Annotated in this window: 23 protein-coding genes and 1 pseudogene; 4 read left to right on the top strand and 20 right to left on the bottom strand. The window is 65.1% G+C overall.

Going from position 1 to position 21640, the window contains the following annotated elements; genetic code table 11:
- Positions 1–80 precede the first annotated feature (80 nt).
- The 16 genes from fba to BM167_RS07450 form a co-directional block, all read right to left on the bottom strand.
- Positions 81–1073, bottom strand: a complete 993-nt coding sequence (gene fba / locus BM167_RS07375; RefSeq protein WP_092890888.1) for a class II fructose-bisphosphate aldolase — start codon at positions 1071–1073, stop codon at positions 81–83.
- A 284-nt stretch (positions 1074–1357) separates the two neighbouring features.
- Complete coding sequence (locus BM167_RS07380) at positions 1358–1831, bottom strand: PTS fructose transporter subunit IIB (protein ID WP_092890890.1); 474 nt, start codon at positions 1829–1831, stop codon at positions 1358–1360.
- Entirely contained in the window at positions 1828–3552 is a 1725-nt protein-coding gene (ptsP, locus tag BM167_RS07385; RefSeq protein ID WP_092890892.1) for a phosphoenolpyruvate--protein phosphotransferase, read from the bottom strand. Before ptsP ends, BM167_RS07380 begins: the two co-directional genes overlap by 4 nt.
- 4 nt (positions 3553–3556) lie before the next feature.
- Complete coding sequence (gene ptsH1, locus BM167_RS07390) at positions 3557–3826, bottom strand: phosphocarrier protein HPr (protein WP_092890894.1); 270 nt, start codon at positions 3824–3826, stop codon at positions 3557–3559.
- Positions 3826–4290 (bottom strand): PTS sugar transporter subunit IIA, encoded by a 465-nt coding sequence (locus BM167_RS07395; RefSeq protein ID WP_092890896.1) that lies wholly within the window; start codon positions 4288–4290, stop codon positions 3826–3828. The genes ptsH1 and BM167_RS07395 overlap by 1 nt, the downstream gene beginning before the upstream one ends.
- Before the next feature lie 48 nt (positions 4291–4338).
- On the bottom strand, positions 4339–5487 hold the full coding sequence (locus BM167_RS07400; RefSeq protein WP_092890898.1) for a PTS fructose transporter subunit IIC: 1149 nt from the start codon (positions 5485–5487) through the stop codon (positions 4339–4341).
- Between the two features lie 104 nt (positions 5488–5591).
- Positions 5592–6509: a 1-phosphofructokinase gene (gene pfkB, locus BM167_RS07405; protein WP_281244624.1), complete on the bottom strand. Its 918-nt coding sequence runs from the start codon at positions 6507–6509 to the stop codon at positions 5592–5594.
- The gene (gene glpR, locus BM167_RS07410; RefSeq protein WP_092890900.1) at positions 6506–7273 is read right to left on the bottom strand and encodes an HTH-type transcriptional regulator GlpR; all 768 of its coding nucleotides are present in this window, start codon (positions 7271–7273) and stop codon (positions 6506–6508) included. The genes pfkB and glpR overlap by 4 nt, the downstream gene beginning before the upstream one ends.
- Positions 7274–7485: 212 nt before the next feature.
- Positions 7486–8466, bottom strand: coding sequence for a 3-isopropylmalate dehydrogenase (gene leuB / locus BM167_RS07415; RefSeq protein ID WP_092890902.1), 981 nt, complete (start codon positions 8464–8466; stop codon positions 7486–7488).
- Positions 8459–9067 (bottom strand): 3-isopropylmalate dehydratase small subunit, encoded by a 609-nt coding sequence (leuD, locus tag BM167_RS07420; RefSeq protein ID WP_092890904.1) that lies wholly within the window; start codon positions 9065–9067, stop codon positions 8459–8461. The genes leuB and leuD overlap by 8 nt, the downstream gene beginning before the upstream one ends.
- Positions 9064–10485, bottom strand: a complete 1422-nt coding sequence (leuC, locus tag BM167_RS07425; protein WP_092890906.1) for a 3-isopropylmalate dehydratase large subunit — start codon at positions 10483–10485, stop codon at positions 9064–9066. Before leuC ends, leuD begins: the two co-directional genes overlap by 4 nt.
- Positions 10478–10708, bottom strand: coding sequence for a DUF7989 family protein (locus BM167_RS07430; RefSeq protein ID WP_092890908.1), 231 nt, complete (start codon positions 10706–10708; stop codon positions 10478–10480). The genes leuC and BM167_RS07430 overlap by 8 nt, the downstream gene beginning before the upstream one ends.
- Before the next feature lie 14 nt (positions 10709–10722).
- The gene (gene ilvC, locus BM167_RS07435) at positions 10723–11766 is read right to left on the bottom strand and encodes a ketol-acid reductoisomerase (RefSeq protein WP_092890910.1); all 1044 of its coding nucleotides are present in this window, start codon (positions 11764–11766) and stop codon (positions 10723–10725) included.
- Positions 11763–12440 carry an acetolactate synthase small subunit gene (gene ilvN, locus BM167_RS07440; protein WP_092890912.1) on the bottom strand — a complete coding sequence of 226 codons (678 nt, stop codon included), beginning with the start codon at positions 12438–12440 and terminating at the stop codon, positions 11763–11765. The genes ilvC and ilvN overlap by 4 nt, the downstream gene beginning before the upstream one ends.
- Positions 12437–14197, bottom strand: a complete 1761-nt coding sequence (gene ilvB / locus BM167_RS07445; protein ID WP_092890914.1) for a biosynthetic-type acetolactate synthase large subunit — start codon at positions 14195–14197, stop codon at positions 12437–12439. Before ilvB ends, ilvN begins: the two co-directional genes overlap by 4 nt.
- A 388-nt stretch (positions 14198–14585) precedes the next feature.
- Positions 14586–15827, bottom strand: a complete 1242-nt coding sequence (locus BM167_RS07450; RefSeq protein ID WP_092891164.1) for a LeuA family protein — start codon at positions 15825–15827, stop codon at positions 14586–14588.
- Between the two features lie 381 nt (positions 15828–16208).
- Between BM167_RS07450 and BM167_RS07455 the strand changes: the two genes are divergently transcribed.
- Positions 16209–16496, top strand: coding sequence for a DUF5779 family protein (locus BM167_RS07455; protein WP_092890916.1), 288 nt, complete (start codon positions 16209–16211; stop codon positions 16494–16496).
- A 12-nt stretch (positions 16497–16508) separates the two neighbouring features.
- Here BM167_RS07455 and BM167_RS07460 read toward each other — a convergent pair.
- Together BM167_RS07460 and BM167_RS07465 are read right to left on the bottom strand one after the other, a co-directional pair.
- Positions 16509–17738: pseudogene (locus tag BM167_RS07460) on the bottom strand (RNA-guided endonuclease InsQ/TnpB family protein).
- A gap of 70 nt (positions 17739–17808) precedes the next feature.
- Positions 17809–18546, bottom strand: a complete 738-nt coding sequence (locus BM167_RS07465) for a VOC family protein (RefSeq protein WP_092890918.1) — start codon at positions 18544–18546, stop codon at positions 17809–17811.
- Between the two features lie 117 nt (positions 18547–18663).
- Here BM167_RS07465 and BM167_RS07470 point away from each other — a divergent pair, with 117 nt between their 5' ends.
- Positions 18664–19350: an MBL fold metallo-hydrolase gene (locus BM167_RS07470; RefSeq protein ID WP_177213298.1), complete on the top strand. Its 687-nt coding sequence runs from the start codon at positions 18664–18666 to the stop codon at positions 19348–19350.
- Between the two features lie 46 nt (positions 19351–19396).
- Positions 19397–19816 (top strand): JAB/MPN domain protein-containing protein, encoded by a 420-nt coding sequence (locus BM167_RS07475; protein WP_092890920.1) that lies wholly within the window; start codon positions 19397–19399, stop codon positions 19814–19816.
- A gap of 8 nt (positions 19817–19824) precedes the next feature.
- On the opposite strand, the gene BM167_RS07480 is transcribed toward BM167_RS07475, so the two are convergent.
- A complete protein-coding gene (locus BM167_RS07480) occupies positions 19825–20037 on the bottom strand; it encodes a ribbon-helix-helix domain-containing protein (RefSeq protein ID WP_092890921.1) in 213 nt (70 codons plus the stop codon).
- A 174-nt stretch (positions 20038–20211) separates the two neighbouring features.
- Here BM167_RS07480 and BM167_RS07485 point away from each other — a divergent pair, with 174 nt between their 5' ends.
- Positions 20212–20538, top strand: coding sequence for a hypothetical protein (locus tag BM167_RS07485; protein WP_092891168.1), 327 nt, complete (start codon positions 20212–20214; stop codon positions 20536–20538).
- A 61-nt stretch (positions 20539–20599) separates the two neighbouring features.
- Here the strand turns inward: BM167_RS07485 and aglJ are convergent, their stop codons facing one another.
- The gene (gene aglJ / locus BM167_RS07490; RefSeq protein ID WP_092890922.1) at positions 20600–21628 is read right to left on the bottom strand and encodes an S-layer glycoprotein N-glycosyltransferase AglJ; all 1029 of its coding nucleotides are present in this window, start codon (positions 21626–21628) and stop codon (positions 20600–20602) included.
- Positions 21629–21640 lie beyond the last annotated feature (12 nt).

Here is a 21640-nt window from a genome sequence, read left to right on the forward strand (position 1 = left end):
GGGAGAACGTAGCTCGACGGGAATTTCAGCGCCGATAACGTGTGGGTGGAGCGAACGCGCTCCGGCGCGCCTCGGGTCCGTCAGTCGTACAGACTCTGACCGGCGCTTCCGGAGACGTCCGCGAGTTCGGCGTGAACGTCCGCGATTCGAGAGCGGATATCTCGCCCGACGACGCGGGGGTCGAACACGTCTTTGTTCGGCGACCACTCGGTGTCGTTGAAGAACGTGTCTCTGTCGTCTTCGACGCCCTCCGGGGGCACGATGGCCTCGGGGTTCTCGCGGTAGAGGTCGTACGCCGTCCGCGTGTACTCGTACTGGTACCGGGTGTCTTTGTTCACCTTGCAGATGCCGTGTTGGAGCATCTGCTGGAGTTGGTCCGGTTGGACGCCCGACGACCCGTGCAGAACGAGGGGCGTGTCGAGTCCGTGGTCCCGCAGGGCCTCTCGGATGTCCGCGGCGAGGTCAGGACGGAGTTCGAGGTCCTTTCCCTTCGCGACGCCGTGTTGGGTCCCGACCGAGATGGCCAACAGGTCACAGCCGGTTCGGTCGACGAACTCCACGGCCTGTTCTGGGTCCGTGTAGAACGCCTCCTCGGACTCGATTTCGTCCTCGACGCCCTTTATCTGGCCGAGTTCCGCTTCGACGAGAACGTCCGCACCCGTCTCGTCGACCATCTCGACGACGCGACGACTCCGTTCGACGTTGTCCTCGAACGCCTCGTGAGAGGCGTCTATCATTATCGAGGAGGGGATATCGAGTTCCATCTGCGTCTCGATGAACTCCATATCCGTCTGGTGGTCCATGTTGAGGAAGACGCCGACGTCGTGGCGGTCGGCCATCACCTCGATGTAGTTGCCCATGGCCCGGAGTCCGGCCACCGGGTCACCGTTCCCGGCGAACGAACACGCACCACCGCTCATCTGGAGGAGGATGTCCGACTCCGCGCGTTCTGCGCCCTCCAAGAGCCCCATCATGACGTTCGGTTCGGCCACGTTACTGGCGACGAGGCCGAACCCCTCTTCTAAGGCCGCGTCGTACACGTTCGCGAGTTCATCTCCGCCGTAGAACGACAATCTGTGTCACCTCGTCTACGCCGTCACGGGCGACCCTAATAACGTATGCGAACGAGTACCGTTTCTGCGCGTTCGTTCGATTCCCTCCCGGATGAACGCTACCGCGGACGGGAGCGTTCAGAGTCCCCGCTCGGACGGTTCGAGAGCGTCTCGCCCTCCGGAACCGGTGACCGTTCGTGACTGTCAACTCTGGCGCGATGTTTGTTGCCAATCGTGACAGTCGGAAATACGCACGTCGACGGGAACGCCCGGCGGCGAGAGAGAGCGGAACCTCGAAAGAGAGACTAGGAGAACAGTTTTTTCAGTCGGGCGAACAGGCCTTTCTCCCTGTCACCGCCGCGACGCCGTTGTTGCTGCGGTTCGGGGTCGGCCGCGGATTCGCTCGCGGACTCCGCCTCGGGAGCGTCGGCGTCTGCTGTGTCGCCGCCGACTTCGACGGTTTCGGCCGCTCCGCTCTCTACGAGGTCCGCGGCCTTCTCGATGAGGCCCTCGGCGTCGTTGACGCCGTCTTTGACGGTTCCCTTCACGAGCGGTTTCCCCTCGAAGCGGTCCCGAGAGACGGAGGTGTCGGAGGCGACGATGACCGCGTCCGCCTCGGCGATGTCTCCGCTACTGAGTTCGTTCTCCGCGCCCATCGCGCCTTGCACTTCGACTTTGATGTCGTGGCCGAGTCTGTCGGCCGTCTGTTCGAGGTTCTCCGCTGCCATCTGACTGTGTGCGATACCGGTCGGACAGGACGTGACTGCGACTAGTTTCATGATAGGGTGCTGTTTGTTAACACGCGTTCTACTTCATCTTTCGTACTGGCTTCGAGCGCCTCGGCCGCGAGTTCCCGAGCGTCCGAAAGCGAGACGTTCGTCACCGCCGCTTTGACCTGCGGGACGGTGACCGCACTCATGCTGAGTTCGTCCAACCCGAGGCCGAGGAGTAACTCCGTCAGGTCCGGGTCGCCCGCCATCTCGCCGCACATCCCGACCCACGCGTCAGTTCCCTCCGCCGCCTCCACCGTCGCGCGGATGGCGCGGAGGACCGCGGGTTGGCGGTAGTCGCCGAGTTCCGAGACGCGTTCGTTGCCGCGTTCCGCGGCCATCACGTACTGCGCGAGGTCGTTCGTACCGATGCTGAAGAAGTCCACGCGCTCTACGAGGTCATCGGCCACGAACGCCGCGGCGGGCGTTTCGACCATCACGCCGAACTCGGGGCGGGCGTACTCGACGCCCTCGTCGTCTAAGTCGTCGGCCACCTCGGCCATCTTCTCGCGGGCCGCCGCCACCTCTTCGACGGTGGCGACGAGTGGGAGCATGACGGCCAGCCCACCGTCGGACGAGTCCGACGAGCCTCCGTTCTCGGAGCCGCAGGCGCGCAAGAGTGCCCGGAGTTGCGTCTCGAAGAGGTCCGAGTCCGGACCGAGAGAGCGACGGATGCCGCGTTCGCCGAGGAACGGGTTCTCCTCGTCCGGCAGGTCGAGGTAGTCGATGGGCTTGTCTCCGCCCACGTCCAGCGTTCGGACGACGACGCGGCCCTCGGGGAACGCGTCGAGAGCCTCGACGTACGCCTCGTACTGTTCTTCTTCGTCCGGCGGCGACTCCCTGTCGAGGAAGAGAAACTCCGTGCGGTAGAGACCGATGCCGTCCGCGCCGCGTTCCGTCGCCGGTCCGAGGTCTTTCCGCGTCCCGACGTTGGCGGCGACTTCTATCTCCGTGCCGTCGGCCGTCGAGACGGGGTCCTCGCGTATCTCCGCGTCGTCGTCGCCCGCGGCCGCCTCGCGCGTCTCCTCGTCGGGGTCGAAGACGACGACGCCGTCGGTACCGTTCACGACGACGTCGGTACCGCCCTCGACGTCCCGCAGTTCCTCGCCGACGCCGACGACGGCGGGGAGCGCGAGCGAACGCGCGAAGATGGCCGCGTGCGACGTTCGGCCGCCGGTTTCGGTGACGAACCCGGCCACCTTCGAGGGGTCGAGTTGCGCCGTGTCGCTTGGCGTCAGTCGCTCCGCGAGGACGACGCTCCCCTCGGGTAGGTCTCCGAGGTTCACGCGTTCGCCGCCCGAGAGGACGCGGACGAGTCTGTCGCGCACGTCGCGCAGGTCGTCGGCGCGTTCGGCCATCCGGCCCTCCATCCCCTCGAACTGTTCGATGAACCCCTCGAACGTCTCGGAGACGGCGTGTTCGGCCGGGAGGCCGCCCTCGATTCGCTCTGCCACGCCGTCGGTGATCTGCGGGTCGTCGAGGAACTGGACGTGCGCGTCGAACACGGCCGCCTCCTCTTGACCGACGCGTTCGGCGGTTCGGTCTCGTTCCGCCTCTAACTCCTCTCTGGCGGTCGTCCGCGCCGCCTCGAATCGCTCCGTCTCGGCCTCGGTGTCGACCGAATCGGGGTCCGGCGGGTCGTCGAGTTCCGCGTCCGGCGAGTACCAGACGACGGTTCCGACTCCCGAGAGGGGTGTCACGCCGACGCCGTCGAGTCGTCGTTCGGTCATGGGTTCAGAGTTCGTCCTCGGGCGTGGTGAGTATCTCTTCGAGGGCGTCGAGGACGTCCTCGGCGTCGTCGCCCTCCGCGACGAGTCTCACGTCGTCGCCCGCGGCGACGCCGAGGCCGGTGACGGCGAGCATGCTCGACGCGTTGACGAGTTCGCCGTCGGCCGGGCCGACTTCGACCGTCGCGTCGTACTCGTTTGCCGTCTCGACGAAGAGCGACGCTGGACGCGCGTGCAGACCGTCTTCGGGGACGATGGTGACGACCCGTTCCGGCATCAGTTGACCGCCTCCCGAACGGTGTTTTGGACGGTGTCTTCGCTGTCGGCTGTAAGCAGTTTCTCGCGGACGTCCTCGTGCATGAGGGCCCGAGAGAGCGAACTGAGAATCTGGAGATGCTCCTCGCCGCCCTCGGCGGGGACGAGAATCATGAACAGCAGTTTCGCGGGTTCGTCGTCCATCGCGTCGAAGTCGATGCCCTCGCGAGAACGGGCGAACGCGACGGACGGTGTTTCGACGGCCTCGGTCTTCGCGTGGGGGATGCCGATACCCATGCCGACGCCGGTGGTCGCTTCTTTCTCTCGTTCGTGCAGGGCTTCGAGAGCAACCTCGCGGTCGGTCACCCGGCCGTTCTCGACGACGAGGTCGAGGAGGTACTCTATGGCCGCCTCCTTCGAGGCCGGAGGCTCTTCGAGCGAGATGTGCGCTTTCGGGAACAGTCGGTCGATGTCGTCTTCGAGCATGTTCGTTTGTGTATGGTTATGGGAGTAGTAAGGCAGTTGTGCTCGTTCTCAGTCACCGGATGTCGCGGCGTCGGTCTCCGTCTCGGCCGCGACGCGGTCCTCGAAGTCGGGTTTGATGACCGTCGCGATGACGGCCGTGACGAGAGACCCGATGACGATGGCCGCGAGGAACATGAGCGGGTTGTTCGAGAGGGGAATCACGAAGATGCCGCCGTGGGGGGCGGGCATCGTGACGTTCATCGACATCGCTATCGCGCCGCCGACTGCGCTCCCGGCGACGATAGAGGGGATGACGCGGAGGGGGTCGGCCGATGCGTACGGAATCGCACCCTCCGTGATGAACGAGAAGCCGAGGACGATGCCGGACTTCGCGTTCTCGTACATCTCGGCGGCGTACTTGTGCGGCGCGATGAAGTTCGAGAGCGCGAGTCCGATGGGCGGAATCATCCCCGCTATCATCACGGCGGCCATCGGCTGGTAGATACCCTCGCCGATGAGACCAACCGCAAAGAGGTACGCCACCTTGTTCACCGGGCCGCCCATGTCGAACGCCATCATCGCGCCGAGTAGCGCGCCGATGACGACGGCCTGTCCTCCCTGCGCCCCTTCGAGGAAGGCGTTCAAGCCGGCGTTCGCAGTCGCCACCGGGACGCCGACGACGAAGAGCAGTATCGGCGCGAGGATGGCCACCGTCAGCACCGGCACGATGAGAACCGGCATCATCGGCTGGACGAAGCCGGGAACGTCCCGGTTCTTTATCCAGAGTGCGACGTATCCGGCGAGGAGACCGGCGACGAGTGCGCCGAGATATCCCGCCCCGGCCTCACCGCCTTGGAAACCGATGGCGTCGCCCGCCGCCTGCAGGACGGTTCCCTGCTGGAGTATCCACGAGAGGACGAACCCCGGGGCCAGACCCGGGCGGTCCGCGATGGCGTACGCGATGTACGCCCCGAGTGCCGGGACCATGAGCGTCAGACCGGCACTTCCGATCTGTGCGAGGAACCAGCCTATCGTCCCCGTCGAGTCGAAGACGTTCTCGACCCCGGTGCCGGTGACTCCCGCCACGGCGTAGCCGAGGGCGAGGAAGATACCGCCGATGGTCACGAACGGAATCATGTACGATACGCCGGTCATCAGGTCCTCTTTCACCGAGGTGACGTGAGACCTGAGCGCGCTCTCCGCTGACTTTTTGCTCATTGTTGGCTCCTTCACGATAGTTACTAAATGAATTCAAAAACCCTTTCGGATACGAACGTTTATGATCGCTTTCCATCGAAAGCTCGCACAAACGAACACGCCTCTCACGGCGAGGAGACGTCCACGGCGTCTCGGGCGTCGAACACGCCGTCGAAATCGGGCACGCGAGTGCCGGAGACGGCGACGACGCGCGCGGCGACGGCGACCCCCGTCCGGAGCGCGACGGTTTCGGATTCGCCGCGGGCCAGTCCCGCGAGAAAGCCCGAGAGGAGAGCGTCGCCCGCGCCGACCGTATCGACCACGTCGGCGTCCGCGGCGGGCGCGTGCGTCGTCTCCGACTCCGAAACCAAGAGCGCGCCGTCGGGTCCGAGCGACGCGACGACGTAACGGAACCCGCACGTTCGGAGTTCGTCGGCCGCGGCGGCGCACTCGGAGACGGTATCGACGGGCAGTCCGGTGGCCTCGTGGAGTTCCTCGCGGTTCGGTTTACAGACGAGATACTCCGCGTCGAGGTCGGTGAGAAACGACCCGCTCATATCGACTGCGGTGTCCCACTCGCCCGCGCGGGCGATTCTGTCCACGGCGTCGGTCGTGACGCCGACGGGGAGACTCCCGGCGACGACGACGGTGTCGGGGTCGTTCGCCGCGACCCGTTCGACGAGATTCGAGACGGCGTCGTCGCCGACGGTCGGGCCGTCGTGGTTTATCTTGTACTCGGCGTCCGGGCTCAGGACGGTCGTGTTCAGTCGCGTCCGGTCGGGAATCTCGACGAACTCACCCGGGACGCCGTCGTCGTCCAGTTGCGTCCGAATCATCCGTCCGAACGGACCGCCGAGAAAGCCCGTCGCCGGTGCCGACACGTCGAGTGCCGTGAGGTACTTCGAGACGTTGATTCCCTTCCCTCCCGCGTCGAACTGGGCGTCGTCCGTCCGCGCGACTGCCCCCGACGTCAGCGGTTCGTCGATGCGGAGGGTGTGGTCCACGGCCGGGTTCATCGTGACGGTTAGCACGTCGTCGGTCACTCCGGGGCCACCTCTCGAACCGTCATCCCCTCGTTTTCGAACGCCTCGCGCTCTCGGGCCGGGAGGTCACCGTCGGTGATGAACAGGTCGACGTCGGCGACGTCCGCGAACTGCACGAAGCTTCGCTTGCCGACTTTGGTCGCCCCCGCGACGAGGACGACGCGCGACGCCTTCTCGACCATCAGTTGCTTCATCCGCGCCTCGTCCTCGTTCGGCGTCGTCAACCCGGCGTCGACGTCGACGGCGTTCGTCCCGAGAAACAGCAGATCGAAGTTCGTCCGCTCCATGAACGACTCCGCCGTCGGCCCGACGAGAGCGCGCGTCCGGCGTCTGAGCGTCCCGCCGGTCAGTTTCACGTCGTTGTCCTCCTTGCCGAGTTCGACGGCCAGGCGCGGCGAGTTCGTCACCGCGAGGATAGAGCCGTCTTTCGGCGCCTTCTGGGCCACCTGCATCGTCGTCGTCCCGGCGTCGAAGAAGACGACCTGCCCGTCGGAAATCTCCGTTATCGCCTCGTCCGCGATGGCCCGCTTACCGTCGAGGTTCTGCACCTCCTTTTGTCCGTAGGTCTGTTCGCGTCCGACGGTGGTGACGGGAACTGCGCCTCCGTGGGACCGTTCGATGAGGCCGCGGTCCTCTAACTCCCGAAGGTCGCGCCGGATGGTCGCCTTCGAGTAGTCGAGTTCCTCCGAGAGACCTTCGACGGAGCAGCCGTCGTCCGCCGAAACGAGTTCCACGATTCGCCGTTTTCTCTCTGCGGGTAACATTGGCGTCGGTCGTGTCCACGGTTACCGCTGTTCGTTGTTAATTGTTCGTGTTCGAGATTCGTTCGTCTCTGTTCGGTTCGTGCAGAAACCGAGTACGAACTGTCACGTCGCGTCGCCGATGGACGGTCTCGGGTGCCGCAGTCGGGGACTGACGAGGCGAACGACCGCCCGGAAAACGAACGGAACCGACAGCGAAAGAAAGTATCGCGCCGTCAGTCGAGGCGTTCGAGGACGGCGTGCGTCACGTCCTCGGTGGAGGCGTCGCCGCCGAGGTCGGGCGTCCGCGGTCCGTCCGCTAAGACGCTCTCGACGGCGTCTCGCACCGCCCTCCCCTCGTCGTCGTAGCCGAGATACTCGAGCAGCATCGCGGCGGAGACGATGGTCGCAGAGGGGTTCGCGACGCCCTCGCCCGCGATGTCGGGCGCGGTGCCGTGGACGGGTTCGAAGAGGGCGCGGTCCGGGCCGATGTTCGCCGACGGGAGCAAGCCGAGTCCGCCGACCAGACCCGCCGCGAGGTCGGAGAGAACGTCGCCCGCGAGGTTCGGGCAGACGACGACGTCGAACTGCGTCGGGTCGAGACAGACGCGCGTCGCGAACGCGTCCATCAGGACTTCGTCCGTCTCAACGCCGCGGTCATCGGCGACGGAGACGACGGCGTCGCGGAACCGACCGTCCGTCTCGCGCATCACGTTCGCCTTGTGCGCGACCGAGAAGCCGTCGTACGCGCGGTCCTCGACGTAGTCGCAGGCGAACTCCGCGAGTCGCTCCGAGGCGGAGGTGGTCACGACGCGCGTCAGCGTCGAGAGGTCCTCCGAGAGTCTGTCCTCGTGGCCCGCGTAGACGCCCTCGGTGTTCTCCCGCAGGAAGACGAGGTCAGTCTCCGGTCGGAGAGCGTCCACCCCGGGGTACGCCTTCGCCGGGCGGACGTTGACAAAGGAGTCCACCGCGGTGCGGAGAGGGAGGATGACGTCGGCGGCCGTCTCGCCCGCCGCGCCGAAAAGCGTCGCGTCCGCGGAGGCGGCCAACTCGTACGTCTCCGCCGGGAGTGCCTCGCCCGTCTCCGCTTCGACGGCGTCTCCGGCGTCGGCTTCGACGAACTCGAAGTCGCCGACGGCTTCGAGGACGGACACCGCCGCGGGAACGACCTCTCTCCCGATGCCGTCGCCGGGGATGACGACTATCTCCTCAGTCATCGACGTAGGGCAGGGAAGCGGCCTTTTTTGCGACGGCGTCGGCGTTGGACTTCATCAGCGCCGTCGTGTCCCAGACACCCTCGGTGAGGGCCTTCCGTTGTGCGTCGTCCACCGTCGCCTCGACTGTCGTGTCGCCGTAGGTGACGGTTTCGTTCTCTACGTCCACGTCTATCTCCTCGTCGGGGTGGTCGTCGACCCACGCTTGGAGTTCGGTGATGGTCTCGTGGTCTGCGGTGACCGTCGGGATGCCGAGTGCGAGGCAGTTGCCCGCGAAGATTTCGGCGAACGACTCGCCGACGATGGCGTCGATACCCCACCGCATCAGCGCCTGCGGGGCGTGTTCGCGCGAGGACCCGCAACCGAAGTTGGCGTTTACTACCATCACGGAGGCGTCTTGGAACTGCGGTTCGTTGAACGGGTGGTCTTTCTCGTTGTCGTCGTCGTCGAACCGCAGGTCGAAGAAGGCGAACTCGCCGAGGCCGTCGAACGTGACAACCTTCATGAACCGCGCCGGAATCACCTGGTCGGTGTCGATGTCGTTCCCGCGGATGGGGACGCCCGTCCCCGAGACGGAGTCTATCTCCGGAATCTCTTCTGTCACGCGAAGGTCACCTCCTTCAGGTCGCGCACGTCAGTCACTTTCCCTTCGATGGCCGCGGCGGCCACCATACGGGGGTTCATCAGGACGGTGCGGCCGTCTTTCGACCCCTGCCGACCGATGAAGTTCCGGTTCGAAGAGGACGCACACGCCTCGTCGCCCTCCAGTTGGTCCTCGTTCATGCCGAGACACATCGAACAGCCCGCACCGCGCCACTCGAATCCGGCGGCCTCGAATATCTCGTCTAACCCCTCCGCCTCCGCGGCGGCCTTGACGCGTTGACTGCCGGGGACGACCATCGCGCGGACGTCCTCGTGGACCTCCCGCCCCTCGACGACGCGCGCCGCGCGGCGCAGGTCCGGGAGGCGAGCGTTCGTGCACGACCCGAGGAAGGCCACGTCTATCTCGTAGCCCTGCATCGTGTCGCCGGGTTCGACGCGCATGTGTTCTTGGGCGCGCCGCGCCGTGTCCTGTTTGTCCTCGGGGAGGTCCTCGGGGGCCGGAATCGGCTGCGTGATTCCGACGCCCTGTCCGGGCGTGGTCCCCCACGTGACGACGGGTTCCAGTTCGGAGCCGTCGATGGTGACGACGTCGTCGTAGACGGCGTCCTCCTCGGACCGGATGGACTCCCAGTAAGGCTTCAGTTCGTCGAACTTCTCGGGGTTCTCTCGGAAGTAGTCGGTCTCTTTCAGCCACGCGTAGGTTGTCTCGTCGGGGTTCACGTACCCCGCGCGAGCGCCGCCTTCGATGGACATGTTACAGATGCTCATCCGGCCCTCCATGTCGAGGCTCTCGATGGCTTCACCGGCGTACTCGTAGACGTAGCCGACGCCGCCCTCGGTGCCGAGGCGGCGGATGACTTCGAGGATGACGTCCTTCGCCTCGACGCCGTCGCCGAGTTCGCCCGTGACCTCTATCTTGCGGACGCCTTTCTTCTCCATCGCGACCGTCTGAGTCGCGAGCACGTCGCGAATCTGGCTCGTCCCGATACCGAACGCGAGTGCGCCGAACGCGCCGTGCGTCGAAGTGTGGGAGTCGCCGCAGACGATGGTCTTGCCGGGTTGGGTGATGCCCTGTTCGGGTCCGATGACGTGGACGATGCCCTGTTGGCCCGACGTGGGGTCCGAAAAGTCGATGCCCGACCCGCGGACGTTCTGTTCGAGTTCCGCCATCATCTCTTCGGCGGCGTCGTCGTGGAACGGCCGCGACTGGTCGGCCGTCGGGACGATGTGGTCCACCGTCGCGTGGGTGAGTTCGGGGTACGCGACGTCGAGTCCGCGTTCTTGCAGCATACCGAACGCTTGCGGACTCGTCACCTCGTGGATGAGGTGGAGGCCGACGAACAGTTGCGTCTGACCGGTCGGCAGTTCCGAGACGGTGTGTTCCTCCCACACCTTGTCGTAGAGCGTCCCTTCACTCATCTACATCACCGCGCGTCCATACCTCGTTTGCGCCCTCGCCCTCGCGGGGGGTGTGGTCCACGTCGGACATCTCGCCCGCCGCGTCGTCTCCGTCGTCTCGGTTCTCTCGGTTCTCGCCACCGTCGGCGACGGCCGGTCCGCGCCGGTAGACGTCGTAGCCGAACGTGTCACCCGTCTCCGGGTGCGTGTGGCTTATCTCTTTCATCGGGTTTCGGTCTGTCATCGGTGAGTCCTCGTTCAGTCGTCCGCGGGGGCTTCGGCTTTCTCTTCTTCCTCGTCTCCGTCGTCGGACCACGCGAAGAGGTCGCGCAGGGGCCGACCGACCTCCTCTATGTGGTGGTTCTCTTCGGCGTCCTTCAGTTGCGTGTAGGAGGGCCGTCCCGCCTGGTTCTCCGCGATCCACTCGCGAGCGAACGTGCCGTTCTGCACCTCTTCGAGAATCTCCTCCATGTTCTCGCGAGCGTGGTCGTCGACGACGCGGTCACCGCGCGTGAGGCCGCCGTACTCGGCGGTGTCGGAGACGGAGTTCCACATCTCTTCGAGGCCGCCCTCGTACATCAGGTCCACGATGAGTTTCAGTTCGTTCAGGCACTCGAAGTAGGCCATCTCCGGGGAGTAGCCCGCGTCGACGAGCGTCTCGTAGCCCTGCTTGACCAGCGAGGTGACGCCGCCGCAGAGGACGACCTGTTCGCCGAAGAGGTCCGTCTCGACTTCCTCTTGGAACGACGTCTCGATGACGCCCGCGCGGGTGCAGCCGATGGCGTGCGAGTACGCGAGCGCTTCCTCTTTCGCGTCGCCCGTCTCGTCTTGGTAGACGGCGATGAGTCCGGGCGTCCCCTCGTCGTTCTCGTAGTTGCGGCGGACGAGGTGGCCCGGCGACTTCGGGGCGACCATCGTCACGTCGACGTCTTCGGGGGGCTGAATCTGGTTGTAGTGGATGTTGAAGCCGTGGGCGAACTGGAGCGTGTCGCCCGCCTCCAAGCTGTCTCGAATCTGCTCGAACACCGCCGGTTGGACGGTGTCGGGGACGAGAACGGAGACGATGTCTCCCTCCTCGGCTGCCTCTACGGGCGTCTTCACTCGGAGGCCGTCGGACTCGGCCGCAGAGCGAGACGAAGAGTTCTCGCGCAGGCCGACGACCACGTCGACACCGCTGTCTGCGAGGTTCTGTGCGTGGGCGTGGCCTTGGCTGCCGTATCCGAGGATTGCGACCGTCTTGTCGTCGATTTGCGAGCGGTCCGCGTCGTCGTCGTAGTATACCGTCGTGTTGAGTTCCGTCATTTGTGTGTATGGGTGGGTTCTGTCGGTTCGCCGGAGGTTGCGGGCTTCTCTCCGGGGACTGTCGCTTGGTCGCCGCGCGCCAGTGCGGTCTGTCCCGTCCGGGATATCTCGATGATGCCGAACTGGCGGAACGCGTCTATCGCGTCGTCTATCTTCTGTTCGTCGCCGGTGAGTTGGACCGTGATGGTCCGCGGGCCGGCGTCGAGCGTCTTTCCTTCGTACATCTCCGTGACGGCGTGGACCTTGTCGGGTTCGTCGCCCTCGACTTTCAGGAGGACGAGTTCCGTTCGCACGGCGTCGTCGTCGAGTTCGCCGGCGTTTATCACCGGTTTCAGCTTCGAGAGCTGTTTTTTTATCTGGTCGATACCGGGGTCGGGCTCCTCGACGACCATGGTGATTCGGGCGTGGCCGTCCACCGTCGTCGGACCGACGGTCAGGCTCTCGATGTTGAACTGCCGCCGCGAGACGAGTCCCGCGATGCGCGAGAGCACGCCCGGTTCGTTCTCGACTAGCGCCGAGATGACCGCGCGGCGGGGGTCGTGTTCCGCCTCGACTTCGGGGTCGATGCGAATCCCTTGGGCGTTGCGTCGCCCCTCGGGGTGGGGCCGTTCGTCCGGTGCGGGGCCTTTCAGTCCGTGTTCGGGCAGGTCGTCGTCGTTAGCGTCCGAGCTCATAGCTGGTCCTCCGTGAGAGCGAACTTCCCGTTCGGTGCGCCCGAGGCGACCATCGGGTAGACGTTCTCCGCGGGGTCGATGTGGAAGTCGACGACCGAGGGACCGTCGTAGTCGAGTGCCGCCTCGATGGTGTCTGCGACTTCGTCGTACTCGTCCACGCGGAATCCGCGCGCGCCGAACGCCTCGGCGAGTTTGTCGAACTCCGGACACCAGTCGTAGTCCGCCGCCATGCGGCGGCGGTCGAAGAAGGCGTCCTGCCACTGTCTGACCATCCCGATGTACTTGTTGTTGAGGACGGCGACGGTGATGTCGAGGTCCTCGCGGACCGCGACGGACAGTTCCTGAATCGTCATCAGGAACGACCCGTCGCCGTCGATGCAGACGACGTCTCGGTCGTCATCGGCGGCGAGTCGCGCGCCGATGGCCGCGGGCAGGCCATAGCCCATCGTCCCGAGGCCGTGCGAGGAGACCCACGTCCGCGGTTCGGTGTACGTCCAGTACTGCGCGGCCCACATCTGGTGTTGGCCGACGCCCGTCGTCACCACCGTGTCGTCGTCGGTGGCCTCGTCCAGACACTCGACGATGAACTGCGGTTTCACCGGTTCGTCCTCGGGCGTCGCGTAGTCCATCGGGTACTCGGATTTCCACGTCCGGCACTGGTCGCGCCACTCTTTGATGTCCGGACTGCGCTCCATCGCGTCGTCGACCTGTTCGATGACGCGGCCCGCGTCGCCGACGAGCGGGTAGTCCGCGTGGATGTTCTTCGATATCTCCGCGGGGTCGATGTCGATGTGGATGACCTCCGCTTCCGGCGCGAACGTGTCGATGCCGCCGGTGAGGCGGTCGTCGAAGCGCGTCCCGACCGCTATCAGCAGGTCGGTGTGCGTGATGGCCATGTTGGCGTAGCCGGTGCCGTGCATCCCCGCCCACGACAGACACAGGTCGTGGTCCTCGGGGAACGCCCCGATGGCGGGCATCGTCGTCACCACGGGGATGCCGTGGTCGATGGCGAACGCGCGGGCCTCGTCCGCGGCGTTGCCTTTGATGACGCCGCCGCCGAGGAGCAACACCGGCTTCTCCGCGGCTTCGACGGCCTTCGCGGCCGTCTTCGCGTCGTCCTCGTCGGCCTCCATCTGGGGTTCTGTCGTCTTCGGCGTCTCCGCGGGGCCGGGTTCGCGGTCCGTCTCGCCGAGCGTCACGTCCTTCGGCAGGTCCACGAGCGTCGGCCCGGGGCGGCCCTGCGCGGCGAGGGCGAACGCCTCGCCGACGGTGTCGCCGACCGAGTCCGCGTCGCCCGCGAAGTAGTTGTGCTTCGTGATGGGGGCGGTGACGCCGGTGGTGTCCGTCTCTTGGAACGCGTCCGACCCGACCATCTCTGAGGGGACCTGTCCCGTCAACGCGAGCATCGCGTCTGAGTCCATGTTGGCGTCGGCGATGCCGGTGACGAGGTTGGTCGCGCCGGGACCGGACGTGGCCAGACAGAGGCCGGGGTCGCCGCGGACGACGCCGTAGGCGTCCGCGGCGTGGGCCGCACCCTGTTCGTGCGCCATCGTCACGTGTCTGATGTCTGAGCTGTACAGGGCGTCGTAGACGGGCATGATGGCTCCGCCTTGGACGCCGAACGCGGCTTCGACGCCGACGTTTTCGAGGGCGCGAACGACCGAGGACGCCCCGGTGGTGACCGGGACAGGCTCGGACGGTTCCTCGGACCCGGCCTCGGCGTCGTCGTCCCGAGAGCGCGGGGCGGGTTCGCTCATGTGGACGCCCCCGTTCTGTGGTGGCGCGTGGTCGGTGGTCGATGCGTCCGCCGTCGGTCGCGTGCGGTGTGGGGTTGCTGGTGCTCCATTACTGGGTTCTTCTGGTTGGCTGGTGGTACGAACGCGATGCGCAGTCCGTCGATAGAAGTGAAGTGAGGGGCTAGGCGGCCCCTACAATAATGAGCGACCGGACAGCGGCCGTGCGGCCCGCCGAGACCCCAGTCTCCGCGCCGGGGGCGGACGCGCCGGGTGCGGCCTGCTGTCGCATCGTACTGGTTTGATTCGTCCGGTCGCTTATCAACGTTTCGCGCGTCGCGACAACTGCAGGGGACCGCCCGGGCGTCGCGCACCCGCGGCTCACGAGCGTGAGCGAACGGGGCGCGCGGCATCAGGCGCGTACCTCCTCCTCTTCGTCGTCGCGCTCGACGCCCACGTCGCGGGCGAAGCGCGTGAGGACGTCCACCGTCACACGCTCTTTCTCCGCGCCGTAGTCTTTGACCAGACGCGTCACCTCGCGGACTTCGTCGTCCGTGGGGACGAAGCCCGAATCCTCCAGTCGCTTGCGGACGGAGTGCGCGCCGGTGTGTTTGCCGAGGACGAACTCGCGCTGTGCGCCCACCATCTCCGGCGTCATCACGCCCGGCTCGAACGTGTCCGAGTTCTCGATGACGCCCGCGGCGTGGATGCCGCTCTCGTGGGAGAAGGCGTTGCGCCCGACGACCGGCTTGTTCGCCGGCACCGGGATGTCGCTGGCCTCCTCGACCATGCGAGACAGTTCCGTGATGCGCGTGGTGTCTACGCCGCTGTCTACGCCGTACAGCGACTCCGCGGCCATGACGACTTCCTCGTAGGCGGCGTTGCCCGCGCGTTCGCCGATGCCGTTGACCGACACCTGCGCTTGCGAGGCGCCCGCCTCGAACCCGGCCATCGCGTTGGCGGTGGCGAGCCCGAAGTCGTCGTGGGCGTGGACGTCTATCTTCGCCGACGTGTGCTCGCGGACCGTCCGAATCAGGTCCGCAAAGCGCGTCGGCGTCGCGACGCCGCACGTGTCGGGGATGTTGACCCAGTCAGTCCCGGCGTCGTCCGTCGCTTCCAGAATCTCGGCGAGGAACTCCACGTCCGTTCGCGTGGCGTCCATCGGCGAGAACATGACTTCGACGCCGGCTTCCTTCGCACGCTCGACACTGGCGACGGCTCGCTCGACTGCTTCCTCTTTCGAGGCGTGCATCGAATCCGCCAGTTGCACGTCGCTGGTGCTGACGAAGACGTGGACCATCTCCACCCCCGAATCGAGGGCGGCCTCCACGTCTTTGTCGACGACGCGCGCCAGACCGCAGACGGTCGTGTCGGTGGCGGCGGCGATGTCGCTCACGGCCTCGAACTCCGCGTCCGAGTTGACCGGGAATCCCGCCTCGATGACGTGCGTCCCCATCTCGTCGAGGGTGGCCGCGATGTCCCGCTTCTCCTCGTAACTGAACGAGGTGCGTGGCGACTGCTCGCCGTCGCGCAGCGTGGTGTCGAAAATCCGTACGTTCTGAATTTCAGGTTCAGTAATCTGGGCTAATGTGCCCTTGAAGAACTCGACCCGCCGGGGTACCCGACGAAGCCTCCTTGTCGTTAGACATTGTATCTGTCCCGTGCTCGCAGCGGTATATAAACGTTTTCGTGGGAGAGTGTGACGGACGGTACGGACTACCTCGTGACTGACGACCGAACCCGAAAATCGCACGACGTAAACGGTGTGGGAGAAATCAAAGGTGTTTGTATGACCTTATATTCGGTAGCCGGTCGAACGCGTCATCGTTCGGTAACGTCTCCAAATTACGTTTCGTAACTGTAGAAATTATCTCTCGGCGTCCTCGCGCGCGGTTCGATGTGGACGAACGTCGAGCGAGTCGGCGTCGAACGCGGGTGCGAGTCGCGGGCCGCGTCGGCGTTCGTGTCCGTTTTCCGTCAGGAACCCGCGCGGACGACCGAACGCTTTTCGTGTCGGTCTCCAATGTGAGCCGATATGGGCGACTTCAAACTCAACCTCGCCTCCGCCGAAGAGCATCTCGACGGGGAGGACGTGACGGGGGACGTGGTGTTGGCGACTCTCGACGGAACGACCGACCCCGCAGAGTGGATTCGGAGCGTCGAGAACGGGAACACGCTCTTTCTCGCGATAGAGGGGGACCTGAACGAACTCGCGACGGGGTTCGCGCGGGAAGTAAAGGACGCGGGCGGGAGCCTGATGCATTTCAGGAACTTCCTCGTCGTCACGCCGCCGGACACGAACATCAACACCGACCGTCTGTGAATCGCCTCGGGGTCAAGCCCCGAGGCTTCCCGTTTCCACGACGCGCTTTGCAGACACGGAATCCGAGTCCGTCGGGAGCGCAGTCTCCACGGGCGTTCTTCGGGCCATCCCAGCCCTAATTCAGAAAAGCCGCGTTGCAGGACGTTCAACGAAGCGTTCGCGTCACGGTCGCACTCAAACCCACATGAAGGGCAGGAGTGTTCCCGAACCCGGATGGATTTCGCTGTTTCAACACCACACGACGCACACTCTTTCGTCGTGCCTCGTGCTTCCACCGGAACGACGTGACAGCCGTACAGGTCACTTTTGTATTCGAGCAAGGTGATGAACTGTCGCCACGCAACATCCTGCTTGTTACGGGCATTACCGTCACCCTGAAGCATACTCTGAACGTTCAAGTCTTCAACGAACACGGCGTCGTACTCCTTGACGAGCCACGTTGTGAGTTTGTGCTGGTAGTCCACCACTTTGCGTCGAATCCGACGCTTGACCTTGGCGACCTTCAGGCGTCGTTTCTCGTAGTTGTTCGAGTCAGTTTCTTTCCGAGACAACTTCCGTTGCTCACGGCGGAGTCGTTCGTACTCGTCTTCAAGGTCGAGCCAGTCTACGGTCTTGCCGTCACTTGTGTGGATATGTAGTTCAGGATTCCGAGGTCGATACCCACACTGTTGCTCGTGTCCAGCGAGTCCACAGCGGGTTTCTCGGGTAGGTCAGCGTCGTCGGTTTCGAGGCCGAAGGAGACGAACCACTCGCCAGTCGTCTCTTTCTTGATGGTGACTTCTTTGATGTCGGCGTGGTTTGGGATTTCGCGGTGGTAGCGAATTTGTATGTCTCCGAGTTTGGAGAGTTCTAACGTCGCGTGTCGGCCACTCGTGTTTTTGAGTTCGAAGCCGGACTGCGAGTACGTCATACTCGGGTAGTCGGTCGGAGACTTCCAGTTCAACTTCCCCACCTTGTGCCCATTCTGTTTCTTCTCGGAGAGATTCGAAAGGTTCTGATAGAACCGGGTGACGGTTCGTTGCAGAGCCTTCGAGTTCACTTCGGAGAAGATGGGGAACTGGTCTTTCCAGTCGGGGAGTCGGTAGTGGTGTTTGTACGCCGAGCCGATGTCGTCGGCTTCAACGTTCTCGTACTCGTATCGCGTGTAGTCGTCCGCTTGGCGATGAACGTCGATGTGATGATCCAGTCGCTCCGCTATACCTCCTCTGTTGGGTAAACGTGGTAGCGGTGACTGTATTCCATCGTTATTTGTTGATTAGGAACGTGTTGAGTTAATGGTTTGTGGCACGGGTTGTCGGATTCAACCCCGAGGTCAAGCTTCGGGGCATTCTCCTTGTACCTCTGTAAACGTCAGGACGTGGCCGTCCGCCTCGCGGACGCGCAGGCCGCCGTCTACCTCGTCCGGACCCTCGGCCCACGGCCCGCCCGCTTCGACGGCCGACCGGGCGTCGTCTGCGGCGAACGTCAGGTCGACGTGGACACCCCCGCGCGCGTCGGCGATTCCCAACTGGGGCTCCCACAGTTCAAGGTCGACCGGTCCCGAGAGGCGGACGCGCCGCCGGTCCTCGCCTTCGTCTACCACCTCGAAGCCGAGAGAGCGGTAGCGCTCCGTCGCGTCGGCGAGGTCGGACACCTCCAACACCACCTCGAAGATGCCGGTCAGCGGTTCGGTGCCGTCCGGGGACGCCCCGTCCTCGTCGGGCCGCCCGGCCGACTCCGTCCCGCCGATTTCGACGCAGTTCCCGTCCGGGTCGTAGACGTACATCGACCGCGAGGACCCGAAGGAGAACTCGACTGGCTCTAACTCCGAGAGGCGTTCGACCCACCCGTCGTACGCCTCGCGAGTGGTCGAAAACGCGTAGTGGGTGTGGAGTCCTCCTCTGGGAACGGCCGTCGGCCGCCGGAGGACCAACGTCGTCTCGCCCGCCTCGTAGGCGACTTCGGTGTCGGACTCGAACGCGGGGACGAGTCCCAACCGACTCTCGTAGAACTCCCGCGCGGGGCCGAGATACTTCACTTCGAGTGCGAGGCGGCAGAGTCGGGTGAGCATACCCGTCGTTGACGGTCTCGGGCCGGAAATAGATCACTCCGGCTCTCGACTCTCCCGAATCCTCGCCGGACCGCCGCGGTGAGTGGGTTTAAACGAACTCCGCCCGTCTCATCGTACATGCCGATGAAGGGGAGCGGTTCGGCGGAGTATCGCGTCATCGACCGTTGGGACGGCGGCGCGGGATGGCTGGCGTATCCGAACGAACAGATGCAACGAGCCAGTCACGCCGTCGTCGGCGACGACGGAGGCGTCTGGCTGTTCGACCCGGTGGACGCGCCCGGAATCGACGACCTGTTCGAGGAGTTCGGAGAGGTGACGGGCGTCGTCGTCGGACTCGACCGACACAAACGCGACGCCGCGGCGATAGCGACGCGTCACGGCGTTCCGGTGTACGTCCCCGACTGGATGACGGACGTCGTCGCGGAGATAGACGCGCCGATAGAGCGGTTCGGCCGCCGACTCGGTGACTCGGGGTTCGAGTCGTTCGTCGTCGTCGACTCCTCGATTCCGCCGTGGCAGGAGGCGGGCTTCATCCGTCGGTCCGACGGGACGATGGTCGTCCCCGAGTCGGTGGGTTCCGCGCCGTACTTCCGGGCGCCCGGCGAGGCACTCGGCGTCCACCCGATGCGTCGCCCGTTCCCGCCGCGGGACGCTCTGCTCGGCTACGACCCAGAGCGAATCCTCGTCGGTCACGGCGAGGGGGTATCGACGGGGGCGGGGCGCGAACTCGAACGAGCGCTCGACGGCGCGCGACGAAACATCCCCGGCGCGTACGGGCGCGTGCTGAAAGAGATGATTCCGTAGTCGGGACGCGGCGACGTTTTTTACCTCCTCTCGACGTACTCCCGGTGTGGTCCACATCACCCGCGGCTTGCTCGACGTCCTCCTCGACATGGCGAGAGAGGACGAACCGGACTCGGTCAGCGTCGTCCTCGCGGCGACGCCGGCCGGCGAGTTCGAGCGAGATATCGATGTCGATCCCGAGACGCCGGTACTGACGACGTTCTACCTTCCGGCGGCCGGAGGGTCGGTCAACGCCGTCTTCGGCGTGAACCTCGGGACGCCCGCGGGCCGGGGACGCGCCCGGTTCGTCTCGCACCCGCAAGGGCCCCTCCGACCGACTCGGGAGGACGACTTCGCCGCGGCCGTCATCGTCGCCGTCCCGCCGTGGGACGACGGGTCGGTCAGAGCGTTCGACCGAAGCGGGCGCACTTTCGAACTCGACGTCGTCGACGCCGAACCGCCCGGCGAATCGCTCGTCTCCGAGTGACTACCGCCTCACCTGTCGAGATATCCCAGATCGGACAGCTGATCGGTTATCTCCTCGAACTGCGCCTCCGTGAGTTGGCCCTCCTTTTGGTGTTGGATGACGATACTCCGCAAGAGAAATCGAACCAGGTCGCTCGTACTGGAGAAACTCGTCCCCTCTATCGTCTCCTCGACGCGTTCTGCGAGGTCCTTCGGAATGGACACCGTGGTGTAGTCCGTCATCGTCGTTCTCGTCGGTCACGTCGTCCCGGGGCGGTATAACGGATGCGGACGCTCCGCCCCCAGGTTCGACGGCGCGTCGGACGCGAGACGAGCGCACTCGAGCCGAGTTCGAGCGTCTCGGAGAGAGTCGGTCAGTCGGGGGTTTTTCCAACGATGAACACGTACCAGCGCGTAATGGCGGTTAGACCACCACAGCAGGGAGGAGATGACCCGGACTCGTTGGAGTTCGGTATCGCGGCACTCGACGCTCGGCTGGACGAGAGCGAGATACAGTTTCCGGCCACAGAAGAGGAGGTGGTTCGCGCCCTCGACAACGCGAAGATTCCCTACGACGCCTCGGGTAACGGCGTCGCCATCGACGAAGCGCTCTCGTCGGTTCCGTCTTCGGAGTTCGACACCGAGACCGAACTTCTGAACCAGCTTCACCCGGTGTTCGAGGAGTACCGCTCCTCGGCGTCGGGCGGGTTCTTACAGCAACTCCGAAACCTGCTTCCGTTCTAGCCGGTCCCGTCCCGCCGGCGTCGTCCGTCCTCGGCGAGTCGGAACGCCGCCGCGCGGAGATTCACCGCCGTCGCGTCCGTTCGACCGCCTCGTCGCTCGACTCCGCGGCGTTCTCGCCCCCGTTCGCCGCGCCCGCCTTCACCTCCGACTCTGCGGTCACCCTCCTCGTCTCGCGGGACTCGACTTCGTCGTCTATCTTCCGGAGCGTGTCGCGGTGCAGCGTCAAGATGAGGTCCGAGAGGACGCCGAACATCAAAAGCTGGACGCCGACCATGATGGCGCCCGCGGCGACGACGGCCAACACCTCGTGAGAGACGCGGACCGTCACCCACTCGACGGCGACGTAGACGCCGATTAGGACGCCGGTGAGCGTCGAGATACCGCCGACGCTCCCGAAGTAAAACAGCGGGTTGTTCGTCTTCGCGCGGCGGTACAGTTCCAGAAAGATGATTCCGCCGTCGCGGATGGGCCGCAGGTTCGTGTCCGACCCGGAGGGCCGCGGGAGATACGTTATCGGGACGACGGCCGTCTCGATGTTCCGTTTTATGCACTCGACGGACATCTCCGTCTCGACGCCGAACCCGTCGGCGGTGAGCGTCATCCGCGAGAACGACTCCCGCGTGAACGCGCGGTAGCCGGAGAGGATGTCCTCGAACGTCTGTCCGTGGATGGATGCGAACGCGCTGTTTACGATACCGTTGCCTATCTGGTTGAACTTCGTCATCGCGCCGTCGCGCATGTCGGCGAACCGGTCGCCGATGACGTGTTCGTACCCCTCGTCTAAGGGTTCGAGCATCGTCTCCGCGTCCGAAGCGCGGTACGTCGCGTCGCCGTCGAGCATCAGGACGTACGGCGCGTCGATGTGGTACTCGACGGCTTCGCGGATGGCCTGTCCCTTACCCGACCCCGACTGCATCACGACGCGCGCGCCGTGGTCCTCGGCGATGTCGGCGGTGCCGTCTTCGGACCCGCCGTCGATGACGAGGACGTTCTCGAAGCCCTCCTCGCGGAAGTCCGCGACTACTTGGCCGATTGTTTCGGCCTCGTTGTAGGTGGGAACGAGGACGCAGACGGAGTCGAGTGAGGGCATCGTTCGCGTCTG

Source organism: Halopelagius inordinatus (assembly GCF_900113245.1).
GTDB lineage: Archaea > Halobacteriota > Halobacteria > Halobacteriales > Haloferacaceae > Halopelagius > Halopelagius inordinatus.

Coding starts and splice junctions, on each gene's coding strand:
- BM167_RS07465 (WP_092890918.1), bottom strand. CDS start 18,546: ATGCTCACCCGACTCTGCCGCCTCGCACTCGAAGTGAAGTATCTCGGC.
- BM167_RS07395 (WP_092890896.1), bottom strand. CDS start 4,290: ATGCTCGAAGACGACATCGACCGACTGTTCCCGAAAGCGCACATCTCG.
- BM167_RS07480 (WP_092890921.1), bottom strand. CDS start 20,037: ATGACGGACTACACCACGGTGTCCATTCCGAAGGACCTCGCAGAACGC.
- glpR (WP_092890900.1), bottom strand. CDS start 7,273: ATGTTACCCGCAGAGAGAAAACGGCGAATCGTGGAACTCGTTTCGGCG.
- ilvB (WP_092890914.1), bottom strand. CDS start 14,197: ATGAGCGAACCCGCCCCGCGCTCTCGGGACGACGACGCCGAGGCCGGG.
- BM167_RS07380 (WP_092890890.1), bottom strand. CDS start 1,831: ATGAAACTAGTCGCAGTCACGTCCTGTCCGACCGGTATCGCACACAGT.
- ptsP (WP_092890892.1), bottom strand. CDS start 3,552: ATGACCGAACGACGACTCGACGGCGTCGGCGTGACACCCCTCTCGGGA.
- aglJ (WP_092890922.1), bottom strand. CDS start 21,628: ATGCCCTCACTCGACTCCGTCTGCGTCCTCGTTCCCACCTACAACGAG.
- leuC (WP_092890906.1), bottom strand. CDS start 10,485: ATGAGTGAAGGGACGCTCTACGACAAGGTGTGGGAGGAACACACCGTC.
- BM167_RS07485 (WP_092891168.1), top strand. CDS start 20,212: ATGGCGGTTAGACCACCACAGCAGGGAGGAGATGACCCGGACTCGTTG.
- ilvN (WP_092890912.1), bottom strand. CDS start 12,440: ATGAGCTCGGACGCTAACGACGACGACCTGCCCGAACACGGACTGAAA.
- BM167_RS07455 (WP_092890916.1), top strand. CDS start 16,209: ATGGGCGACTTCAAACTCAACCTCGCCTCCGCCGAAGAGCATCTCGAC.
- BM167_RS07470 (WP_177213298.1), top strand. CDS start 18,664: ATGCCGATGAAGGGGAGCGGTTCGGCGGAGTATCGCGTCATCGACCGT.
- leuB (WP_092890902.1), bottom strand. CDS start 8,466: ATGACTGAGGAGATAGTCGTCATCCCCGGCGACGGCATCGGGAGAGAG.
- BM167_RS07430 (WP_092890908.1), bottom strand. CDS start 10,708: ATGACAGACCGAAACCCGATGAAAGAGATAAGCCACACGCACCCGGAG.
- BM167_RS07400 (WP_092890898.1), bottom strand. CDS start 5,487: ATGAGCAAAAAGTCAGCGGAGAGCGCGCTCAGGTCTCACGTCACCTCG.
- ptsH1 (WP_092890894.1), bottom strand. CDS start 3,826: ATGCCGGAACGGGTCGTCACCATCGTCCCCGAAGACGGTCTGCACGCG.
- ilvC (WP_092890910.1), bottom strand. CDS start 11,766: ATGACGGAACTCAACACGACGGTATACTACGACGACGACGCGGACCGC.